Raw genomic sequence first — 17,612 nt, 5'->3', positions numbered from 1 at the left:
CGATGGATTCCCTCAACTCCCTCATCGACGGCTTCGGCACGGCGCTCACGCCGGTCAACCTGCTCTGGGCCGCACTCGGCGTCCTGCTGGGCACGGCGATCGGTGTGCTCCCCGGCATCGGCCCCGCCATGGCCGTGGCCCTGCTGCTGCCGGTGACGTACGGACTCGAACCGACCGGCGCCTTCATCATGTTCGCCGGGATCTACTACGGCGCCATGTTCGGTGGCTCCACCACCTCGATCCTCCTCAACACCCCGGGGGAGAGCGCGGCCGTCGTCGCCGCGATCGAGGGCAACCCGATGGCGAAGGCCGGGCGCGGCGCACAGGCGCTCGCCGCCGCCGCCATCGGTCACTTCGCCGGCGGCATGATCGGCACGATCCTGCTGGTCGTCCTCGCCCCGACCGTCGCCTCCCTCGCCGTCGACATCGGAGCCCCCGACTACTTCGCCATCATGGTGCTGGCGTTCATCGCCGTCACCTCCGTCCTCGGATCCTCCCGGATCCGCGGCCTCGCCTCGCTCCTCATCGGCCTCACCATCGGTCTCGTCGGCCTCGACCAGATGACGGGCCAGCAGCGCCTCACCTTCGGCTCGCTCCAACTGGCCGACGGCATCGACGTGGTGATCGTCGCGGTCGGGCTCTTCGCCATCGGGGAGGCCCTCTGGGTCGCCGCACATCTGCGCCGCACCAGCGGGAAGCCCATCCCGGTCGGCCGCCCCTGGCTCGGGAGGTCCGACGTCCGGCGCACCTGGAAGTCCTGGCTGCGCGGGCCTTTCATCGGCTTCCCGTTCGGCGCGATCCCGGCGGGCGGCGCGGAGATCCCCACCTTCCTCTCGTACGTCACCGAGAAGCGGCTCTCCAAGCACCGCGACGAGTTCGGCAAGGGCGCCATCGAGGGCGTCGCAGGGCCGGAGGCGGCCGCCTCCGCCTCCGCCGCCGGGACCCTGGTCTCCATGCTCACGCTCGGCCTGCCCACCACGGCCGTCGCCGCCGTCATGCTGGCCGCCTTCCAGCAGTACGGCATCCAGCCCGGCCCGCTCCTGTTCGAGCGTGAACCCGAGCTGGTCTGGGGCCTGATCGCCTCCCTCTTCGTCGGCATGGTGCTGCTGCTCGCCCTGAACCTTCCCCTCGCGCCGCTCTGGGCGAAGCTGCTGCGCATCCCCCGCCCCTACCTCTACGCGGGCATCCTGTTCTTCGCCGCCGTAGGCGCCTACGCGGTCGGCGGGGAGGCCGTCGACCTGGTGATCCTGCTGGTGATCGGGCTGATCGGCTTCGGGATGCGGCGGTACGGACTGCCGATCCTGCCCGCGATCATCGCGGTCATCCTCGGTCCGTCCGCCGAACAGCAGCTGCGGCGCGCCCTCCAGATCAGCGACGGCAGCGTGACGGGACTGGTCGACACCCCGTTCTCGGTGACCGTCTACGTCATCGTCGCGCTGATCCTCGCGTGGCCACTGGTGAGGAAGGTGCTGGGACGAAACCGGGGATGAGGGGATGTCGGTGGCGGCTGACAGAATCGCGGACATGACCACGATCGACTGGGACGCCGCCGCCGACTCCTTCGACGAGGAACCCGACCACGGACTCCACGACCCGGTGGTCCGCAGTGCCTGGGCGCGGCGGATGGAGACCTGGCTGCCCACCGCGCGCTCCGCGGTCCTCGACCTCGGATGCGGTACGGGCAGCCTGTCCCTGCTCGTCGCCTGCCAGGGACACCGCGTCACCGCCGTCGACCGGTCGCCGCGCATGGTCGAGCAGGCGCGGGCCAAGCTCGCCGGGACCGGTACCGAGGTGCTCGTCGGAGACGCGGCGCACCCCCCGGTCGGCACACAGCGGTTCGATGTGATCCTGGCCCGCCACCTGCTGTGGCTGCTGCCCGACCCCGCGGCCGCCCTGCGGCACTGGTTCTCGCTGCTGCGGCCCGGCGGCCGCCTGGTGCTCATCGAAGGAGTGTGGAACGGCACCGGTCTCTCCGCGGCCGACGTCACCGCGCTCCTCACCGAGCACACCGAGCGCGTCCACCACGAGCCGCTCTCCGCGGACTCCCGGCTCTGGGGCAGGGAGGTCGACGACGAGCGGTACGCCCTGGTGGCCCGCGCCGAGCCGCCGCACCGGCACACCGAGGTCGTCGACGTCCACCTCGTCCTGCGCCGGGGCCCCGAGGTGCTCCTCGCCCGGCGGGCCGGCACCGGGTATGCGGACGGGCTGCTCCACGTACCCTCCGGTCACGCGGAGGACGGCGAGGACGTCCGGGCGGCGATGATCCGGGAGGCGGCCGAGGAGATCGGCGTCGAGCTGGACCCGGACGAGCTCCGGGTGGCCCTGGTCATGCAGCACAAGGGACCGGGCGGCAGTCCCAGGACGGGCTGGTTCTTCGAGGCGGACCACGACCCGGCGCGCCCGCCCCGCAACGCGGAACCGGACAAGTGCTCCGAGCTGGACTGGTTCCCCTTGGACGCGCTGCCGGACGACATGGTGGCGTACTGCCGTGCGGGCCTCGACGGATACCGCGCCGGACAGCGGTTCCTGATCCACTGGCACGAGGACGGCGACACCGTCGCCTACGCACCGCGAGCGGTCCGCCGGGCCGTCCCGCTGCCGGTGGCGGCGGCCCCCACCGGCCGGCTGCACCACATCGAGCTGTGGGCACCCGACCTGGCCGAGGCCGAGGCGGAATGGGGCTGGCTGCTCGGCGAGCTGGGTCATGTCCCGTACCAGCGCTGGGCGCACGGCCGCAGCTGGCGGCGCGGCGACACCTATGTGGTGGTCGAACAGTCACCGGACCTGGCGGCCCGCACCCACGACCGGCTGCGCCCCGGCCTCAACCACCTGGCCTTCCACGTCGGGGACCGCGCCACACTCGACGCACTGGTGGCACGCGCCCCGGACCGCGGCTGGCGGCTGCTCTTCCCGGACCGCCATCCGTACGCCGGCGGCAGCGGGCACTACGCGGCGTACCTGGAGAACACCGCCGGGTTCGAGGTGGAGCTGGTCGCGCCGTGAGCCCGGGCGGACGTGCCGCCGCGACCGGAGCCGGGTGCGTCAGCCCTCGGCCTCCAGCCGGGCGGTGATGTCCTCGCGCAGTCGTGCCTTGTCCGTCTTGCCGACCGCGGTCGACGGGAGCGCAGGGACCTCGACGAGCCGTTCCGGCAGCTTGAACCGGGCCAGTCCGACGGCCTCCAGGTGCCTGCGGATCTCCCGCAGCGGCGGAGCTCCCTCACCGGTGCCCACGACGTAGAGGCAGACGGCTTCGCCCAGGACGCGATGCGGCATCGCGACGGCCGCGGCGGCCCGCACACCCGGGTGCGTGAGGACCAGCGCCTCCAGGTCGTCCGCCGGGATCTTCTCCCCTCCGCGGTTGATCACGTCCTTCAGACGCCCGGCCACCACGAAGTTCCCGGACGGGTGGCGGCGGACGAGGTCGCCTGTGCGGTAGAAGCCGTCGGGGGTGAACGACGCGGCTCCCGCGTCGTCGTGGTAGCGGGTGATGACTCCCGGGCCCCTGACCAGGAGTTCACCGAGGTCCCCCTCGGCGACGCGTCGGCCCTCCTCGTCCACCACGAGGGTCTCGTCACCCGGCGAGGACGGCCGCCCCTGCGTGGCGAACGTGACCTCGGGCGGGTCGTCGAGCCGGGTGAAGTTCAGCTGGCCCTCACTCATGCCGTACACCTGCTGGATCCGGCAGTCGAAGACGTCGGCCAGCCGCGCGGCCGTGGACGCGTCCAGGCGTGCCCCGCCGACCTGCAGGACCCGCAGGCTCGACAGGTCGTGGCCGCCGTACGCGGCACGGGCGGTGAGCCACCGCAGGGCGAGCGCGGGAGTGAGCGCGCAGTGGGTGACGCGCTCCCGCTCGACAAGGGCCAGGGCCGCCGCCGCGTCGTCCGGTGCGCCGAGTACGACTCTTCCGCCGCGGGCGAGCGTGCCGAGTGTCCCCGGAGCGGAGAAGGCGAAACCGTGGGTCACGGGCAGGACCGCGAGAAACACCGATTCCGGGGTCAGTCCTGACACCGCCGCCGCGGCACGGATCACGTGACCGAGGGCTTCGTGGGTGCGGGCGATGGGTTTGGGCGCGCCGGTGGTCCCGCTCGACAGCAGGAAGAGGGCGGTGTCCGACGGGTGCCGGGCGGCGGGCGCGCCGGGGGAGTCACCGGTCTCGACGAGACGGTCGAGGTCCATGTGCTCCCCCGTCGGACCCGCGAGGCCCGAGACGAGAAGGGTTCGTACGGACGGATGCCGCTCGCGGAGCCGCTCGGCGAGCCGCAGGTGGTCGAAGCGCTGGTGCCGGGCCGGGACGGCGAGCGCCACCGGCTCCAACGCGGTGAGCACCGGGCCCAGTTCGTGCTCACGCAGGGCGGGGAGAGCGAGAGCGGGTCGCACACCGAGTCTGATCAGAGCGAGTACGAGTACGACGAACTGGACCTGGTTCGGCAGTTGTACGAGTACGTTCTCGCCGGCCCGGACACCGGACCGCGCCAGCCGGGCCGCACAGCCCGACACCGCCCGGTCGAGCTCGGCCCTGGTGAAGGTGCGGTCGCCGCCGGTGAGTGCCGCGCGGTGACCCGCGTGGACGCGGGCACCCAGCACGAGGTCGTCCAGGAACTCCGGGCGCCACCAGCCGCGCTCCCGGTACTCCTCACGAGCGTCCCCGCCGGCGCCGGCGTCCGGTTCGCGCTCGTCGAGGACGACGGCGAGTTGTCGCACGGTGTAGTCGTGCTCGGTCCAGAGATCGATGCGGGTGGCGTACCGGTCCGCCAACTCCACCTGGATCTGCGTGAGGTCGACGGAGTCGAGCGCGAGGTCCGCGCGCAACCGCGCGTCCTCGTGCAACAGCCCTTCACCGATACCCAGATCACGGAGAATCTTGCGCACTTCTTCGAGGCCCGTCATTCGGACGGTATGCCCGGTGTGCCGTGGCGGGAGACCGGCGCGCGGGAGCAGTGGGAGGCGTAGGTGACCAGGGGGGCGTTCGAAGTGTGCGCACCGGACCGTCCACGCCCTGCACCGTCCGTGACTTCTGTGTGACGCTGTGGAAGCACGCCGGTTTCGGGCACGGGAGTGAGATGAACCCATCGGACAGCGGAACGCTCGCGGTACCGGGCGCGACCATCTACTACGAGGTACGGGGCGAAGGGCCTCTCCTGCTGCTCATCGGGGGCGGGAACTCCGATGCGGCCGTGTTCAAGCGCCTGGCCGCGGTCCTGGCAGCCGGCCACCGTGTCGTCACCTACGATCCGCGAGGGAATTCACGCAGTGTGCTCGACGGCCCCCCGGTGGACCAGAGGGTCGAGGAGCACGCCGACGACGCGTACCGCCTGATCCACCACCTCGCAGGCCCCGACGAGCCCGTGTACGTCTTCGGGAGCTGCTCGGGCGGGCTCGTCGCGCTGGAACTCACGGTCCGGCACCCGGACAGGATCCGGCTGGCCGTCGCTCACGAACCACCCGTGCTCGCCATCCTGCCGGACGCGAGACTCCACATGGCGCTCCTCGACGACATCTGCCGGACGTACCGCAGTGCGGGCATGGCGCCGGCCCTCGTCAAACTGCAGGCCCTCCACGGCGGCCGGCCCGCGCCCGCGCTCCCCGGGGAGCACGACAACACCGCGTTCTTCCTCGGCCACTTCGTCCTGCCGTTCACCCGTTTCGTGCCGGACCTCACCGCACTCGGCGAGGTCTCGGACAAGGTGGTGTGGGCCGGTGGCCATGCCTCACGCGGGGATCTCGTGCACCGCCCCGTGCTGGCCCTCGCCGAGCGGTTCGGCCGGGTGGTGGAACTGTTCCCCGGCGGGCACGTCGGCTACGCGAGGTATCCCGCCGACTTCGCGGAGCGGATCGTCGAGATCCTCACCACCGCACCGGGTGCGGTGGACCGCCCCCGGGAGACGACCGGCGGGCTGTGACATGCGGATCGTGATGGGGGCGCAGAACTGCGGTTTCGGCCCCGTCTCCGAGCTCGTCGCGGTCTCCCGGCCGCTCCACGGGCACGAGCGGGCGTTCGTCGGTGACGGTGTCGCCGCTGTGTTCGCCCGGCGCAACCCCGATGCCTTCGACACGGTCCACGACACCGGAGGCATGACCGGGGAGGCCGCGGCGGAGATGACCGAAGAGCTGCTGCGGGGCAGTGACCACGTGATCTCCGTCATGGACACCGAGCTGGTGATCCGGGCCGTCGTGGCCCGGCGGCCCGTGACCATGGTGGACAGCCTCTTCAGCTTCTGGCAGCTCACACGACCGCTGTCCGCGATCCACGAACGCTGCGCGACCATGCCACGCTCCGGTCTCGCGGCCGCCGAGCAGCATCTGACGGGCCTCTCGCCGCACGAGCGGGTCGTCGCGGCCCACCTGCTCGCCACCCACAGCGTCGTCCAGAACTTCCCCGGCGTCACCGAACGCGCGGCGGAGTTCGCGGCTCTGGGCGCCGGCCCCCGGATGCACCGGACCGGCTCGATCGTCGACGTCGAAGGCCTGCGGAGCGCCGCGCGAGCCGTCGAGCCGGAACACGACCTGCTCGTCAACGTCGGCGGGTTCAAGAACTTCCTCCTGGACTTCGACGTCAACGACGACTACCTGCGCCTGCTGCACCGGTGGCTTCCGGACCTGTTGCGCGACTGGCCCCGGTTCCGTCGGGTACTCGTCTGCGGAGGCCCGTTCGGTGAGGGCCGGGAACGGACGCTCTCGGCCGGCGGCGGCACGGCCGACTGCCGTCTCCTGCGCCAGCGTGAACTGCTCCGGGTGGCGGCGAGCACCCCGGACTATCTGATGGCTCCCGGGCTCACGGCGCTCCACGAATCGATCGCCCTCGGGCGGTTGCCCCTGGCGATCCACGAGCAGCACTACGCCCACGTGTTCACCATGCGTGCCCTGGACGGCACCTGGTTCGGACGGAGCGGGGGCCGGTTCGCGGACGTGGTGCCGGGCCATCCGCTGCCGGAGGACGACTTCGCCGGGACGGCGGCTCTCGTCGAACTGGCCGGCCGTATCCGCAAGGACGAGGAGCTCTACGCGAGATACCGTCGAACCTTCAACGAACGCATCGAGCACTACGTCTCGCTCACCCCGCCGCAGCGGCGGCACGGCGTGGCGGAACTCGGCCGGCTCCTCGGCGGCGCGCCGGTCCACGCGGTGATGGCCGGCATTCTGGGCGAGCCGCGCGCCGCGTGAGGAACCTCCTACCCGAGCAGTCCCGCCAAGCCCCCGCCGCGGGCCAGGTGCTCCAGTTCGTCCAGGGCCCGGACAGCGGCGTCCGCCGCCGAGGGGTCGCGGCCGGCGAGCCCGCTCTCCGCGAACTCGTCCTCGTCCAGGCGCAGTACGCACGAGCCGTCCGCCGACACCCACAGGTCGAGGTCCAGGTCCTCGACCACCAGTTCGGAGCCCCGGAGCACAGCGGGCCGGGTGATGTCGCAGTACCAGCCCTTCAGCCGCCCGTCGCCCGTGCGGACCTCCTTCACCGCGTACCACCTGTCCCGCCAGTAGTGCTCGGTGAGGACATCGCCCGGCTCGAAGCGGACGAAGCCGAAGTCCCGGACCCCCGGGGCCGCCCACGGGGCCCGCACGGTGATCCTGGTTCCGTCGTCGCCGACCGGCTCGGCCGGGTAACGGATCTTGGTGCGGCCCGCCTTGACCAGCGCCACCGTCACAGCGGTACCGGCATCAGCCGATCTCGCGGACATGACGCACCTCCGTGGCACAGATCTCGTAACCGAACCAGCGGTTGACCGCCAGCATCGGGCCGTTGCCGGCGTCGTTGCCGGTGTACGCGTCCGTGTATCCGGCGGCCCTCGCCCGGTGCAGCGAATCGTTCTTGGCGAGCTTCGCCATGCCCCGGCCGCGGAAGGCGCGCACGGTGCCGGTCATGCCGGACCAGTAGCGGGTCAGACCATCCGTCTGCGCCACGCTGAACGCCGCGACCTGCCCGTCCACCGTCACGACGGTGGTGAGCGCGTGGTCGAAGCCGGGCTGCCGCCAGGTCGTGGCCAGCCAGTTCTCGTAGTCGGTGAACTCCACCGGGGTGTCACTCGGTTCGTCCGCGGACGTCTCCGCGTCGGCTACGAACAGCGGGCGCGGATCGTCCTCGTAGTCGGCGGCGGTGCGCAGTTCGACCCCGGCGGGGAGTTCCTGGAGCGGCGGGAGCGTCCCGTCCGCAAGGCCGAGGCGGAGGAAGTGCGCCGGGCGGCGCGCCGCATAGCCGCGCTTCTCGGCGAACGCGCGGTTGGCCGGTTCGTCGAGCACCCAGGTGTAGACGGCGGTCCCGCCCACACCGGCCACATGTTCCTCGCCGGCCCGCATCAGCAGCGTGCCGGCGCCCCGGCCGGTCCTGTCCGGACGGACGTACGGATTGCAGAACCCCTGGCCCGGCTTCGTGCTCTCGTGCGAGATGCCCACCTGCGCGGTGCCGATCACCTCGCCGTCCTCCTCGGCTACCAGCAGCCGGTAGTGCCGTTCGGGGTGGGCGGCGGACAGGTCGCTCAGAACCTGCTCAGGAGTCGTCACCATGTACGGCAGCGCGGCACGCCGCACCCGTACCCAGGCGTCCACGTCGGCGGGCCGGAAGTCACGTACGAGAACCGTCATGAGCGGGACGGTAACGCGGGGCCCGGCCCGACCGCCTCCGAATTACTCCCGGCGGTGTGGCCGGTGACGGAACCCTCCGGTGCGAGAGAATCGGCGCGTGACCCTGAAGATCGCCGTTGACCCGGACTCCGCCACCGCCCCGTACGAACAGCTGCGCGCCCAGTTGTCCGAGCAGGCCCGCTCCGGCGCCCTGCCCGTCGGCTACCGGCTCCCGACCGTACGCGGCCTCGCCGGCGAACTGGGCCTCGCCGCCAACACCGTGGCCAAGGCCTACCGCGCCCTGGAGAGCGACGGGGTGATCGAGACCCGGGGCCGTAACGGGACGTTCGTCGCCGCCGCCGGCGACGCGGCGGCCCGTCACGCGGCGACGGCGGCGCGGGAGTACGCCGAGCAGGCCCGGCGCCTGGGCCTGTCCCGCGCCGACGCCCTGGCGCTGGCCGAGGACGCGGTGCGGGCTGCCTACGCGGGGTAGCGCACGCTCACAGGTACAGGCCGGCGTCGGCCCCCGCGTCCTGCTTCGGTACGGAGGCGGGGCCACCGCCCCGCCGCAGGGCGTACAGCTCGGCGAGCGTGGCGCCCTCCCGGCCGAGCCCTTCCTCGGTACCCAGCCAGGACGCCGACTCCGCACGGGTCAGTGAACCCACCTCGATGCGGGCCAGGCAGCGCCCCGGCCTGACGACGGCGGGGTGCAGGCGCTCCAGGTCCTCGTTGGTCGTCACCCCCACCAGTACGTTGCGGCCCTGGCCCAGCAGGCCGTCCGTCAGGTTCAGCAGCCGGGACAGCGCCTGACCGGCCGTGTGCTTCGCCTCGCCGCGGATCAGCTCGTCGCAGTCCTCCAGGAGCAGCAGCCGCCACCGGCCCTTCGCCGAACCGTCGTCCTCACCGATGGCGATGTCCATCAGATAGCCGACGTCGTTGAACAGCCGCTCCGGATCCAGTACGCAGTCGACCTGGCACCAGTCGCGCCAGGAGCGGGCGAGGGTGCGCAGCGCCGAGGTCTTGCCGGTGCCCGGAGGGCCGTGCAGCAGGAGCAGCCGGCCGGCGATGTCGTCGGGGGTGACCTTCATCAGCCGGTCCATGGCATCGGCCACCGGAGCCGTGTAGTTGGGCCGGACCTCGTCCCAGGCGCCGGCGGCGATCTGCCGCGTCGTGCGGTGCGGGCCGCGGCGCGGCGAGACGTACCAGAAGCCCATCGTCACGTTCTCGGGCTGCGGCTCCGGCTCGTCCCGCGCCCCGTCGGTCGCCTCGGACAGGATCTTCTGGGCCAGTTCCGGGGTGGTCGCGGTGACCGTGACGTCGGCGCCCCGGTTCCACCGCGAGACCAACAGGGTCCATCCGTCGCCTTCGGCGAGGGTCGCACTGCGGTCGTCGTCACGGGCCGCCCGCAGCACCTCGGCCGCCGGGGGCAGCAGGGTCGCCGTCGACTTCACCCGGTCGAGGGAGGAGCTGTGCGAGTAAGGCTGCTCGCCCGTGGCGAAGCGGCCCAGGAACAGCGCGTCCACGACGTCGGACGGCGCATCGCTGTCGTCGACGTTGAGCCGGATCGGCAGGGCGGATTCGGGGTTGGCAGACATGGCGCCCATGATCCGGCACGGCGGCACCCCGCGCACGCAGATTTCGGGAGCCGGCCTCCGGCACCCGGGTGCCGGGTCGCGGGATCGCCGACCCGGCCACCCGGGTGTTCCGGACGCGCCGGTCCGGGGTCAGGCGACCTCGTAGAAGCCCGGGCCGTCCAGGTACCGGGCCGTCAGGGCGTCGCGCGCGACCGAACTGGCGATCTCGTGCAGGAGGTACACCCGCATGGGAAAGGTCCAGTCGTCGACGGAAGGGTGCACCGGCCGGCCGGGGCGGACCCGGTAGAGGACCTCGTGGAAGCTCTCGAGGGAGCGGAGCTCCGCCATCTTCGGATAGGAGACCAGGGTGCCCTCCGCCGGCGAGACCATGTTGACGATGCGCGCGTGCCTGATCAGTTCGTAAGGGGTGTCACACCGCTCACGGAAACGGTCGGGGTCGACGCACGCGTCCACCGTCCAGTCCAGCTGGCTCTCGCCGATCGCCGCACCCGTCGGCACGTGGACGTCCGCGCCGCAGACGCGCGCCCCGGTCTCGACCAGACGGGGGCCGTCCGGCGTCAGCTTGAGCTCGGAATGTGAGGGGCCGTTACGGACACCGAGGGCGTCCAGGACCTGGACCGTGTGTTCGATCAGCAGGTCCTGTTCCGGGCCGCGGCTGGTCATCAGCTCGGCCCCCGCGGGCAGGTCGTGCACCCCGTTGGCGCTGAGGTGGTGCATCTTCCAGATGTCCGTGACGCGGTGCTTCCCGTCCAGGCTCACGGAGTTCACGATGTACTCGCTGCCGACGAGGTACTCCTGCGCCAACACCGCGTGGTTGTCCTGGCCCAGCGCGCTGGTGGTGCCGATCAGGCTGCCGAACGCCTTGCGGACCTCGTCGGCGTCGTCGCAGAAGAAGACGCCGTCGCTTCCCGCGCTGCTCACCGGCTTGAGCACCACCCGGCCCCCGACCTTCTCGTACCAGGCGAGCAGCGTGTCGAGGTCCGGAGCCAGGACCTGTGCCACGGCGGGTGCGCCGGCCTCCCGCACCGTCTCGATCATGCGGAACTTGTCCCGGCGGGCGAGGCTCAGGGAGGTGCCGTTGGTCGGGAGTCCCAGTTCCTCGCCCAGTTGGTCGGCCAGGATGACCGCGCGCTCGATTCCCGCCAGCAGAGCCGTCGGCGCGTACTCGGCGACGGCGGCGAGCGTCCGGGCGACATCACCGTCGTGGACGATGTTGGCGACGAAGTCGCCTGGCTGGAAACTCTGTTCGTACGCAGCCGGTATCGTCGCGGTGCTCTGCACGTGGACGCATGTGTAACCCCGCGCGCGGAACAGCGGCGCGAGACAGCGCGCGCTGGCGAACGCGTCGACGATGACGACCGTCCGTGGGTCGGAACCCGTGCTCATTCTTACCTCACCCGTGTATGTGTACGTGGACGATCCGGCCGGTGCTCAGGCCCTGGTCAGGGTGACCGGGTCACCGCAGCGCATCAGGTCGCGGTAGAGCTCGGCCCGGACGTGCCGCATGGTGCGCAGGGCACCTACGGCGCTCTCGGCGGCGGCCTCACCCTGCACGATGGAACGGTCGTCGCCGACGAGCGCGGCCGTGATGATGACGTGCCGCTCGATGTCCTGGAGATCGGCTTCCAGCAGGGCGTCGCGGGCGAGGGCGAGTTCGGGATCGGCTGCGAACAGCTCGGTGAACGGTTCGGAGACCTTGACGAGGCGCCGCATCGCCTGGCGGTAGGCCTTGTGCTCGGGCTGGGTACGGCCGGTCAGCGCCACCTTGACGGCCGGCGGCTGCATGGTGGGGCGCACCTTGGCGTCGTAGCAGGCCGCGGACATGTCCCCGGAGTGGATCATGGCCGCGGTGAATCCGCGGACGTAGACGATGGCCTCCTGGACGGCGTCGAAGGCTGCGTCCCGGTCCTTGTCGAGCAGCGCCTGGGTCGCGCGGGAGACGGTCTGCGCGGCGGCGAGGTTGAGGACGAAGTAGAAGTGGTGGGTGATGACCCACCGGGTCAGCTCGTCGTGGCCGGGATACACGATCTCGCGGCCCGGCAGCGCCGCACCGTCGGCCGGATGTGCCAGGGGTGCGCCCTCGGCCGGGACCAGGCCCTCCAGCACGGCGGTCATGGCCCCGACGACGGCCGCCCGGTCGTTGAGGTCGAGCCGTGCGTGCCGCAGGTCGGCCAGGGCCCGCGCGATGATCACCGACACCTCATGGATGAGGTAGGCGTCGTCGACACCGGCGGTACGAACGCCGAAGTACTCGTGGTTGGGGACGATCGGCACCATGGAGCCGGTGTCCAGAGCGGGCACGGCCGTCTCCGCCGCCAACCCGGTCAGGCACGCCACCGCTTCCTCCATGGCCTCGCCGAGTGCGGGGCCCACACCCTGCGGGCTCAGCAGCTCGGTGCGCAGCCGGATCAGCGACCCGATCGCGGCGTCACGCGAGGCGAGGACGGATGCGGCCGGGCGGGTGCGTCCTCGGACGCTGTTGTCCTCGGGAAGGACGACGACCGGCAGGCCGGGCAGAGCAGGAGACAACGTCAAACACCTCAATCAATCGTGGTCGAGTGCGGAGCGGCCGGGACGTCCGCGCGCCGCGGACATGTTCAGGCCGGGCTGCGCGGCGGCGGCGAGGACGCGAAACCACGCGCCTCTCGCAGGAACTGCCCGAGATAGCCGTCGTGGGGCAGGTACGGGTCACGCCACCAGCCGTCCAGAGCACCGTGCAGCACGGTGCGGATGCCGGGGGTGTCCAGAGCCCGGCCGACGAGTGCCGCGTCGTCGGTGAGCAGGGTCAGTGCCAGGGAGTCGTCCAGGGGGCCGATTCCCTGCGACGGCTGCCAGGGTGCCACCCAGACGCAGGGGAAGGGCAGTTCGGTGGCCGTCGCGGGGTGGTCGGCACGGTCCACGCACATGACCGCGGGGCGGAGCGCGGACCCGTCGCCGTCGACGACGGGCACGGGCCCGTCGTCGTAATGGTGCTCCGTCAGGTCGTCGGCCGTCGGCGCGGCCCTGCGCAAGGAGGCCCGCAGACCGAGGGCCTCCTTCTGCGGGCGGACCGGCAGGACGGCTCGCTCGTCGGTGACCGGCAGGGCGGGAAGCACCGCGAGCCGGTCCGCCAGTGCCTCCGCCAGCGCGCGGTGGTCACCGGAGGTGTACACCGCGGTGGTGTTGGTGCAGCGCACCCCGCCGTCGCCCGCGATCTCGGCGACCAGGTGGTCCAGCGTCGCCCCGTCGACAGGCCGGTCCACCAGGATCTTGCTGCGGCCCGGTCCACGGACCAGGACCCGTGCGTTGCCGCGGTGCCGGGCGACGGTGGTCTCGCTGCCGTAGACGAGGGCCAGGTCGACGGCGTCGATCAGGACGTCGGCAGCCGCGTGGGAGCCCGGCAGAAAAGTGATCCATCCCGGGTGGAGGCCGGCGGCCAGCAGCGCCCGGCACAGGCGCAGGGGGGTGAACGGATCGCGGGCACCCGGACGTACCGCGACCTGGTATCCCAGGGCCATCGCCTGGAGCCACGCACCATGCGTACCGGGATGATTGCTGGGCGCGATGACGCCGAGGATGTCCCCGCGCCGGGCCCAGCGCGCGGCGCGGCCCACCCCCACCGGGCGTTGCCCGGCCACGACATCGCCGATCCGCGCGCAGTCCTCGCGCACCCTGCCGAGGGCGCCGCGGGCCACGGTGACCGGCACTCCCGAAGCCAGGGCCTGGAGCCGGCAGTACTCCTGCGGACTTTCACCGCCGAGGGTGTCCTCGGCGAACCGGCGCCCCGCCTCCGCGAGGATCGTGAGCCGCTCGTCGAGGGGGATGCGCGGAGCCCGGCGCATCGCCTTGACCGCCAGTCGGGTGATCAGCGGGGGTGCCTCGTGCACGGTCGCCAGGGGAGCGGCGTCCACACCGTGCAGGACGCGCGCGTCGCGGGAGGTGTGCTCCTCACCGTCACGCACCACGGGCAGGGGGAGCAACACGTCAGACCAACTCCTCGGGTGCGGGCCAGGCGAGTGCCCCGGTGTCCTGTGCGTCCCGGGTCGGCACGCGGAACTGTGTACGTTCGGGCCCGGAGACGGTCTGCCCCATCGCGTGGCGCAGACCGGCCACCTGGATCGCCCGCGGGGGGCACCCCTCCAGGTAGACACCGGCCTCACGGTGCTCGTACAGCGCGTTGCCCACGAGGACCACCGCCCCCCGTAGCTCGGGCAGCCGCTCCATGGGCCCGGAGACGATGGTGATCTCCCCTGGGTACTCCATGAGTTCGTCGTGCAGCATGTGCAGGGCTGCGGAGAGCCAGCGCCGGCAGTCCTCGCACGCCGTGTCGGCGTGGACGTGGACGCCCTCGCGCGGCGGAGCGATGACTGCGGGAGCGCGGTCGATCGTGAACGACACGTCCTCGACCGACGCCCCTCGTACGTCGATCTCACGGAGGTCGAGCGGTCCCAGTCCTCGCTGCGCCGCGTCGCGCAGGTAGGCCAGTTCCTCCGGTGCGACGCCCGCGACCGCGGCCATGGCGACGTCCATCGCCACGGCGTTGCGCGAGGCCGCGATCAGGCCGACGTCCTCACGGGTGTGTCCGGCCATCGGGTAGTTGCCCTCGACGACCGTCATGGCGTCGCAGACCACGAGGTGCTGCGGTCGCAGCTGGTTGAGGTCGACGATGCACTCCTCGACGCCCGCCATGTGCACGATGCGGGTGGTGAAGCCGGGAAACAGCCCGACCAGGTTCTTCATCGCGTTGGTGAGGATCACGCTGGAGTGGGTCCTCAGCTGAGGAGCCCCGATGAAGAAGTCGCAGTCGAGGACGATGTCCGGCATCGAGACCGGCACCCGCAGCGATCTCGCGTCCGGGACCTGCACGATCCGCAGCGGCCGGTCGTCGAAGCTGACGACCTTCGCGTAGCGGTGGACCGGGCTCCCGTCGAGGATCTCCTTGAGTACCTGCGTGCGCTCGGCCACGAACACCTCGGCACCTCGCTCCGAGGCCCTCTTCGCCACAGCGAGCAGGAGTTCGGGACTGGTCCTGAACCCCGGTTTGCGCTGGAACATGTTCGGCTTGATGACGACCCGGTCGCCCCTGCCGACATCCCGCAGCGGATCGCCCAGAAGATGCAGCGCCTCATCGACCGACTCGTCGACCGCGGCTGCCGATTGATCTGCGACTCTGCTCAGCGCCACGGCTGTGCGGTCACCCGACATCACATTCCCCCCTCGTTCTCGCGCGGTCACCGCGCGTCGGATGCGGTCGGTTCAGAAGGGCCATCCGTCGAAGACGACGGCGCGCGACGGCGCGGCCTCGACGTCCTTGACCTTGATCGGGAGGGCCATCAACTGGGCCACGGGGCTGGTGACCTGGTCGAGGTTCTGGATGTTCTCCAGGATCGGGATGCCGGCCCCCAGCAGCCTGCGGTGCACCTGGCCGCTGCGGTCGTCCGGCCGCTCGGTGATGCAGTCCATGCCGACGAGCGCGACACCGTTGTCCACCATCCAGTCGGCGGACGACAGAGTGAGGTAGGGCGGCTTGTCCCAGTAGTCCTCGCGGCCCAGGTAGCGGTTCGGGTGGTCGGTGCGGATCAGCAGGCGGTCGCCCGGCTGCCAGATGTCGCGCAGCACCCGCTCCAGGTCGTCGCCGGTGACCGGGTCCAGGTCACGCTTCTCGGAGAGATCCGCGATGCAGGCCCGGCCCACGAAGGTTTCCAGGGGGACTTCGTCAATCTTTTCGCGGTCCTCGTAGAAATGGTAGCCGGATTCCACATGGGTGCCGTTGTGCGGGAATATCTGCAGGTCCGAGAAGGTCCGGCCGCCGTTTGCCGGATCGGTTTCGGGGGTCATCGCCCTGCGAATCCCGAATTTCGGGTACCACGGTGCGTCATAAGACGGCATTCCCTCGTGCCAACCCTGACTGATGTCGATCATCTTCATGGTCATGCGTCTACTCCGATTTCAGGCATGGGAATGTCGGAACAGTTGGTGGGAAGGTGCTCGGGGAAGTTAGCACACGCCGTTCGACATGTGGCAACGAGATGCGAATCGGGAATGGCCTGGAGTGAAAGATTCCGGAAAGCAGGCCGTTGTCGCTGCCGACTTCCTACCACGAAGGCCGGTGCGGCAGAAGACCTGATCGGGCCACGGATCGGTACCTTGAGGCCATGCCGGCCCTTTGTCTGGCCGAAAAGAGCCTTCGACGTCCGAAAGTCGATTAGGCATCTCTGACCTGGGAGTTTACGCAATTTTTGCGTCAGCAACCTGGACATAGGGGCTCAAGCGTTTCATTCGAACCGTACGAGGCCATTGCCTGCTTAGGTGAGGAAACCGATGCAAGGTCGGGTTATTCATTAAACTGCTTGCGGCCTCAAAACGGCGTGGGCTAGCCTGCGCACCATCAGGGAAATTGCAAACGTTCGGGGGGACTTCGCAAGTGATAGTGGTCATGAATTCCCAGGCGACTCGGGAGAACGTCGAGTCGGTAAATGCTTCGCTTCTCGAGCGGGGGTACGCCGCGACTTCCTGTTCAGGGAAGGATTCGGTGAAGCTCATTACCGAAGGCGTAGGGGACGCGCATCTGATCGCCGCCCTGGAAGGGGCGCCGGGTGTTGACCGTGTCGTGGTGGTCCCAGGAAAACAGCGCTTGACCAGCCGTGTTTTCAGCCCTGCGGACACCCATGTGCGCATCGGTTCCACCGGTGGCACGGTGATCGGCGGACCTGAGTTCCTGGTGATCGCCGGACCGTGCGCGGTGGAAAGCAGGACGCAGATGAACGCCGCCGTGGACACGGTTGTCGCGCACGGCGCGGGCATGCTGCGCGGCGGTGCCTTCAAGCCCCGTACTTCTCCGTACGGCTTCCAGGGCCTGGGCCTCGCCGGCCTCGCGCTCCTGGCGGAGCAGCGCGAACGAACCGGTCTGCCCGTGGTGACCGAGGTCGTGACGCCTCAGGACGTGGAAAGCGTCGCCGAGGAGAGCGACATGCTCCAGATCGGCACCCGCAACATGCAGAACTTCGCTCTGCTGCGCGAGGTCGGACTCTCCGGGCGCCCCGTCCTGCTGAAGCGTGGCATGGCGGCCACCATCGAGGAGTGGATGCTGGCCGCCGAGTACGTCATGCACGTCGGCAACGCCGATGTCGTCCTGTGCGAGCGGGGAGTGCGCACCTACGAACAGGGCACCCGTTTCACCCTCGACCTGAGCGCGGTGGCCGAGGCCAAGCGGATCAGCCACCTGCCCGTCATCGTCGACCCGAGCCACAGCACGGGGAAGCCCCACCTGGTCGGACCGATGTCCCGCGCGGCGGCCGCCTGTGGCGCCGACGGTCTGATCATCGATGTGCACATGGACTCGGCGAACGCGCTGTGCGACGGAGCGCAGGCCCTCAGCGGTCAGCAGTTCGCCACGCTGATGAGCGGACTGGGACCCGTGGTCGAGGCCGTCGGGCGCACCTTGGCGTCCGCCCGCCCGCACACCCTCACCCCGGCCTGACCCCCCAT

At 70.9% G+C, this 17,612-nt stretch carries 15 protein-coding genes; 6 read left to right on the top strand and 9 right to left on the bottom strand.

The window, feature by feature from the left end; translation table 11 throughout:
• Positions 1-2: 2 nt before the first annotated feature.
• Positions 3-1,490, top strand: coding sequence for a tripartite tricarboxylate transporter permease (locus ACFYSH_RS24890; protein WP_359470880.1), 1,488 nt, complete (start codon positions 3-5; stop codon positions 1,488-1,490).
• 34 nt (positions 1,491-1,524) lie between these two features.
• Positions 1,525-3,003, top strand: a complete 1,479-nt coding sequence (locus tag ACFYSH_RS24885) for a trifunctional class I SAM-dependent methyltransferase/NUDIX hydrolase/VOC family protein (RefSeq protein WP_359470883.1) — start codon at positions 1,525-1,527, stop codon at positions 3,001-3,003.
• Between the two features lie 39 nt (positions 3,004-3,042).
• Here ACFYSH_RS24885 and ACFYSH_RS24880 read toward each other — a convergent pair whose 3' ends face one another.
• A complete protein-coding gene (locus ACFYSH_RS24880; protein ID WP_359470885.1) occupies positions 3,043-4,887 on the bottom strand; it encodes an AMP-binding protein in 1,845 nt (614 codons plus the stop codon).
• Between the two features lie 173 nt (positions 4,888-5,060).
• Between ACFYSH_RS24880 and ACFYSH_RS24875 the strand changes: the two genes are divergently transcribed.
• Both ACFYSH_RS24875 and ACFYSH_RS24870 read left to right on the top strand, forming a co-directional pair.
• Positions 5,061-5,900 carry an alpha/beta hydrolase gene (locus tag ACFYSH_RS24875; protein WP_359470888.1) on the top strand — a complete coding sequence of 280 codons (840 nt, stop codon included), beginning with the start codon at positions 5,061-5,063 and terminating at the stop codon, positions 5,898-5,900.
• 1 nt (position 5,901) lies between these two features.
• Positions 5,902-7,161, top strand: coding sequence for a hypothetical protein (locus ACFYSH_RS24870; protein ID WP_359470890.1), 1,260 nt, complete (start codon positions 5,902-5,904; stop codon positions 7,159-7,161).
• A gap of 8 nt (positions 7,162-7,169) precedes the next feature.
• Here the strand turns inward: ACFYSH_RS24870 and ACFYSH_RS24865 are convergent, their stop codons facing one another.
• Positions 7,170-7,670 (bottom strand): DUF402 domain-containing protein, encoded by a 501-nt coding sequence (locus ACFYSH_RS24865; RefSeq protein ID WP_388755318.1) that lies wholly within the window; start codon positions 7,668-7,670, stop codon positions 7,170-7,172.
• Entirely contained in the window at positions 7,651-8,571 is a 921-nt protein-coding gene (locus tag ACFYSH_RS24860) for a GNAT family N-acetyltransferase (RefSeq protein ID WP_388755315.1), read from the bottom strand. The genes ACFYSH_RS24865 and ACFYSH_RS24860 overlap by 20 nt, the downstream gene beginning before the upstream one ends.
• 97 nt (positions 8,572-8,668) lie before the next feature.
• On the opposite strand from ACFYSH_RS24860, the gene ACFYSH_RS24855 reads away from it, so the two are divergent.
• Positions 8,669-9,043, top strand: coding sequence for a GntR family transcriptional regulator (locus ACFYSH_RS24855; RefSeq protein WP_359470898.1), 375 nt, complete (start codon positions 8,669-8,671; stop codon positions 9,041-9,043).
• A gap of 7 nt (positions 9,044-9,050) precedes the next feature.
• On the opposite strand, the gene ACFYSH_RS24850 is transcribed toward ACFYSH_RS24855, so the two are convergent.
• From ACFYSH_RS24850 to ACFYSH_RS24825, 6 genes are all read right to left on the bottom strand, one after another.
• Entirely contained in the window at positions 9,051-10,145 is a 1,095-nt protein-coding gene (locus tag ACFYSH_RS24850; RefSeq protein WP_388755312.1) for a DUF5925 domain-containing protein, read from the bottom strand.
• Between the two features lie 129 nt (positions 10,146-10,274).
• Positions 10,275-11,531, bottom strand: a complete 1,257-nt coding sequence (locus tag ACFYSH_RS24845; RefSeq protein ID WP_359470904.1) for an ATP-grasp domain-containing protein — start codon at positions 11,529-11,531, stop codon at positions 10,275-10,277.
• Between the two features lie 45 nt (positions 11,532-11,576).
• Positions 11,577-12,674 carry a hypothetical protein gene (locus ACFYSH_RS24840; RefSeq protein ID WP_359470906.1) on the bottom strand — a complete coding sequence of 366 codons (1,098 nt, stop codon included), beginning with the start codon at positions 12,672-12,674 and terminating at the stop codon, positions 11,577-11,579.
• A gap of 68 nt (positions 12,675-12,742) precedes the next feature.
• Complete coding sequence (locus ACFYSH_RS24835; RefSeq protein WP_388755308.1) at positions 12,743-14,107, bottom strand: aldehyde dehydrogenase family protein; 1,365 nt, start codon at positions 14,105-14,107, stop codon at positions 12,743-12,745.
• A gap of 1 nt (position 14,108) precedes the next feature.
• Entirely contained in the window at positions 14,109-15,308 is a 1,200-nt protein-coding gene (locus ACFYSH_RS24830) for a DUF362 domain-containing protein (protein WP_388755306.1), read from the bottom strand.
• 72 nt (positions 15,309-15,380) lie between these two features.
• Positions 15,381-16,058: a cyclase family protein gene (locus ACFYSH_RS24825; RefSeq protein ID WP_359470914.1), complete on the bottom strand. Its 678-nt coding sequence runs from the start codon at positions 16,056-16,058 to the stop codon at positions 15,381-15,383.
• A gap of 502 nt (positions 16,059-16,560) precedes the next feature.
• Between ACFYSH_RS24825 and aroF the strand changes: the two genes are divergently transcribed.
• On the top strand, positions 16,561-17,604 hold the full coding sequence (gene aroF, locus ACFYSH_RS24820; RefSeq protein ID WP_388755303.1) for a 3-deoxy-7-phosphoheptulonate synthase: 1,044 nt from the start codon (positions 16,561-16,563) through the stop codon (positions 17,602-17,604).
• The last annotated feature ends 8 nt before the right edge of the window (positions 17,605-17,612 follow it).

The sequence above is a fragment of the Streptomyces sp. NPDC005791 genome (assembly GCF_042871485.1).
In the GTDB taxonomy this organism is placed as follows: domain Bacteria; phylum Actinomycetota; class Actinomycetes; order Streptomycetales; family Streptomycetaceae; genus Streptomyces.
The sequence above is the reverse complement of the archived record's forward strand: the minus strand, read 5'-3'. Positions and strand labels throughout refer to the sequence as shown.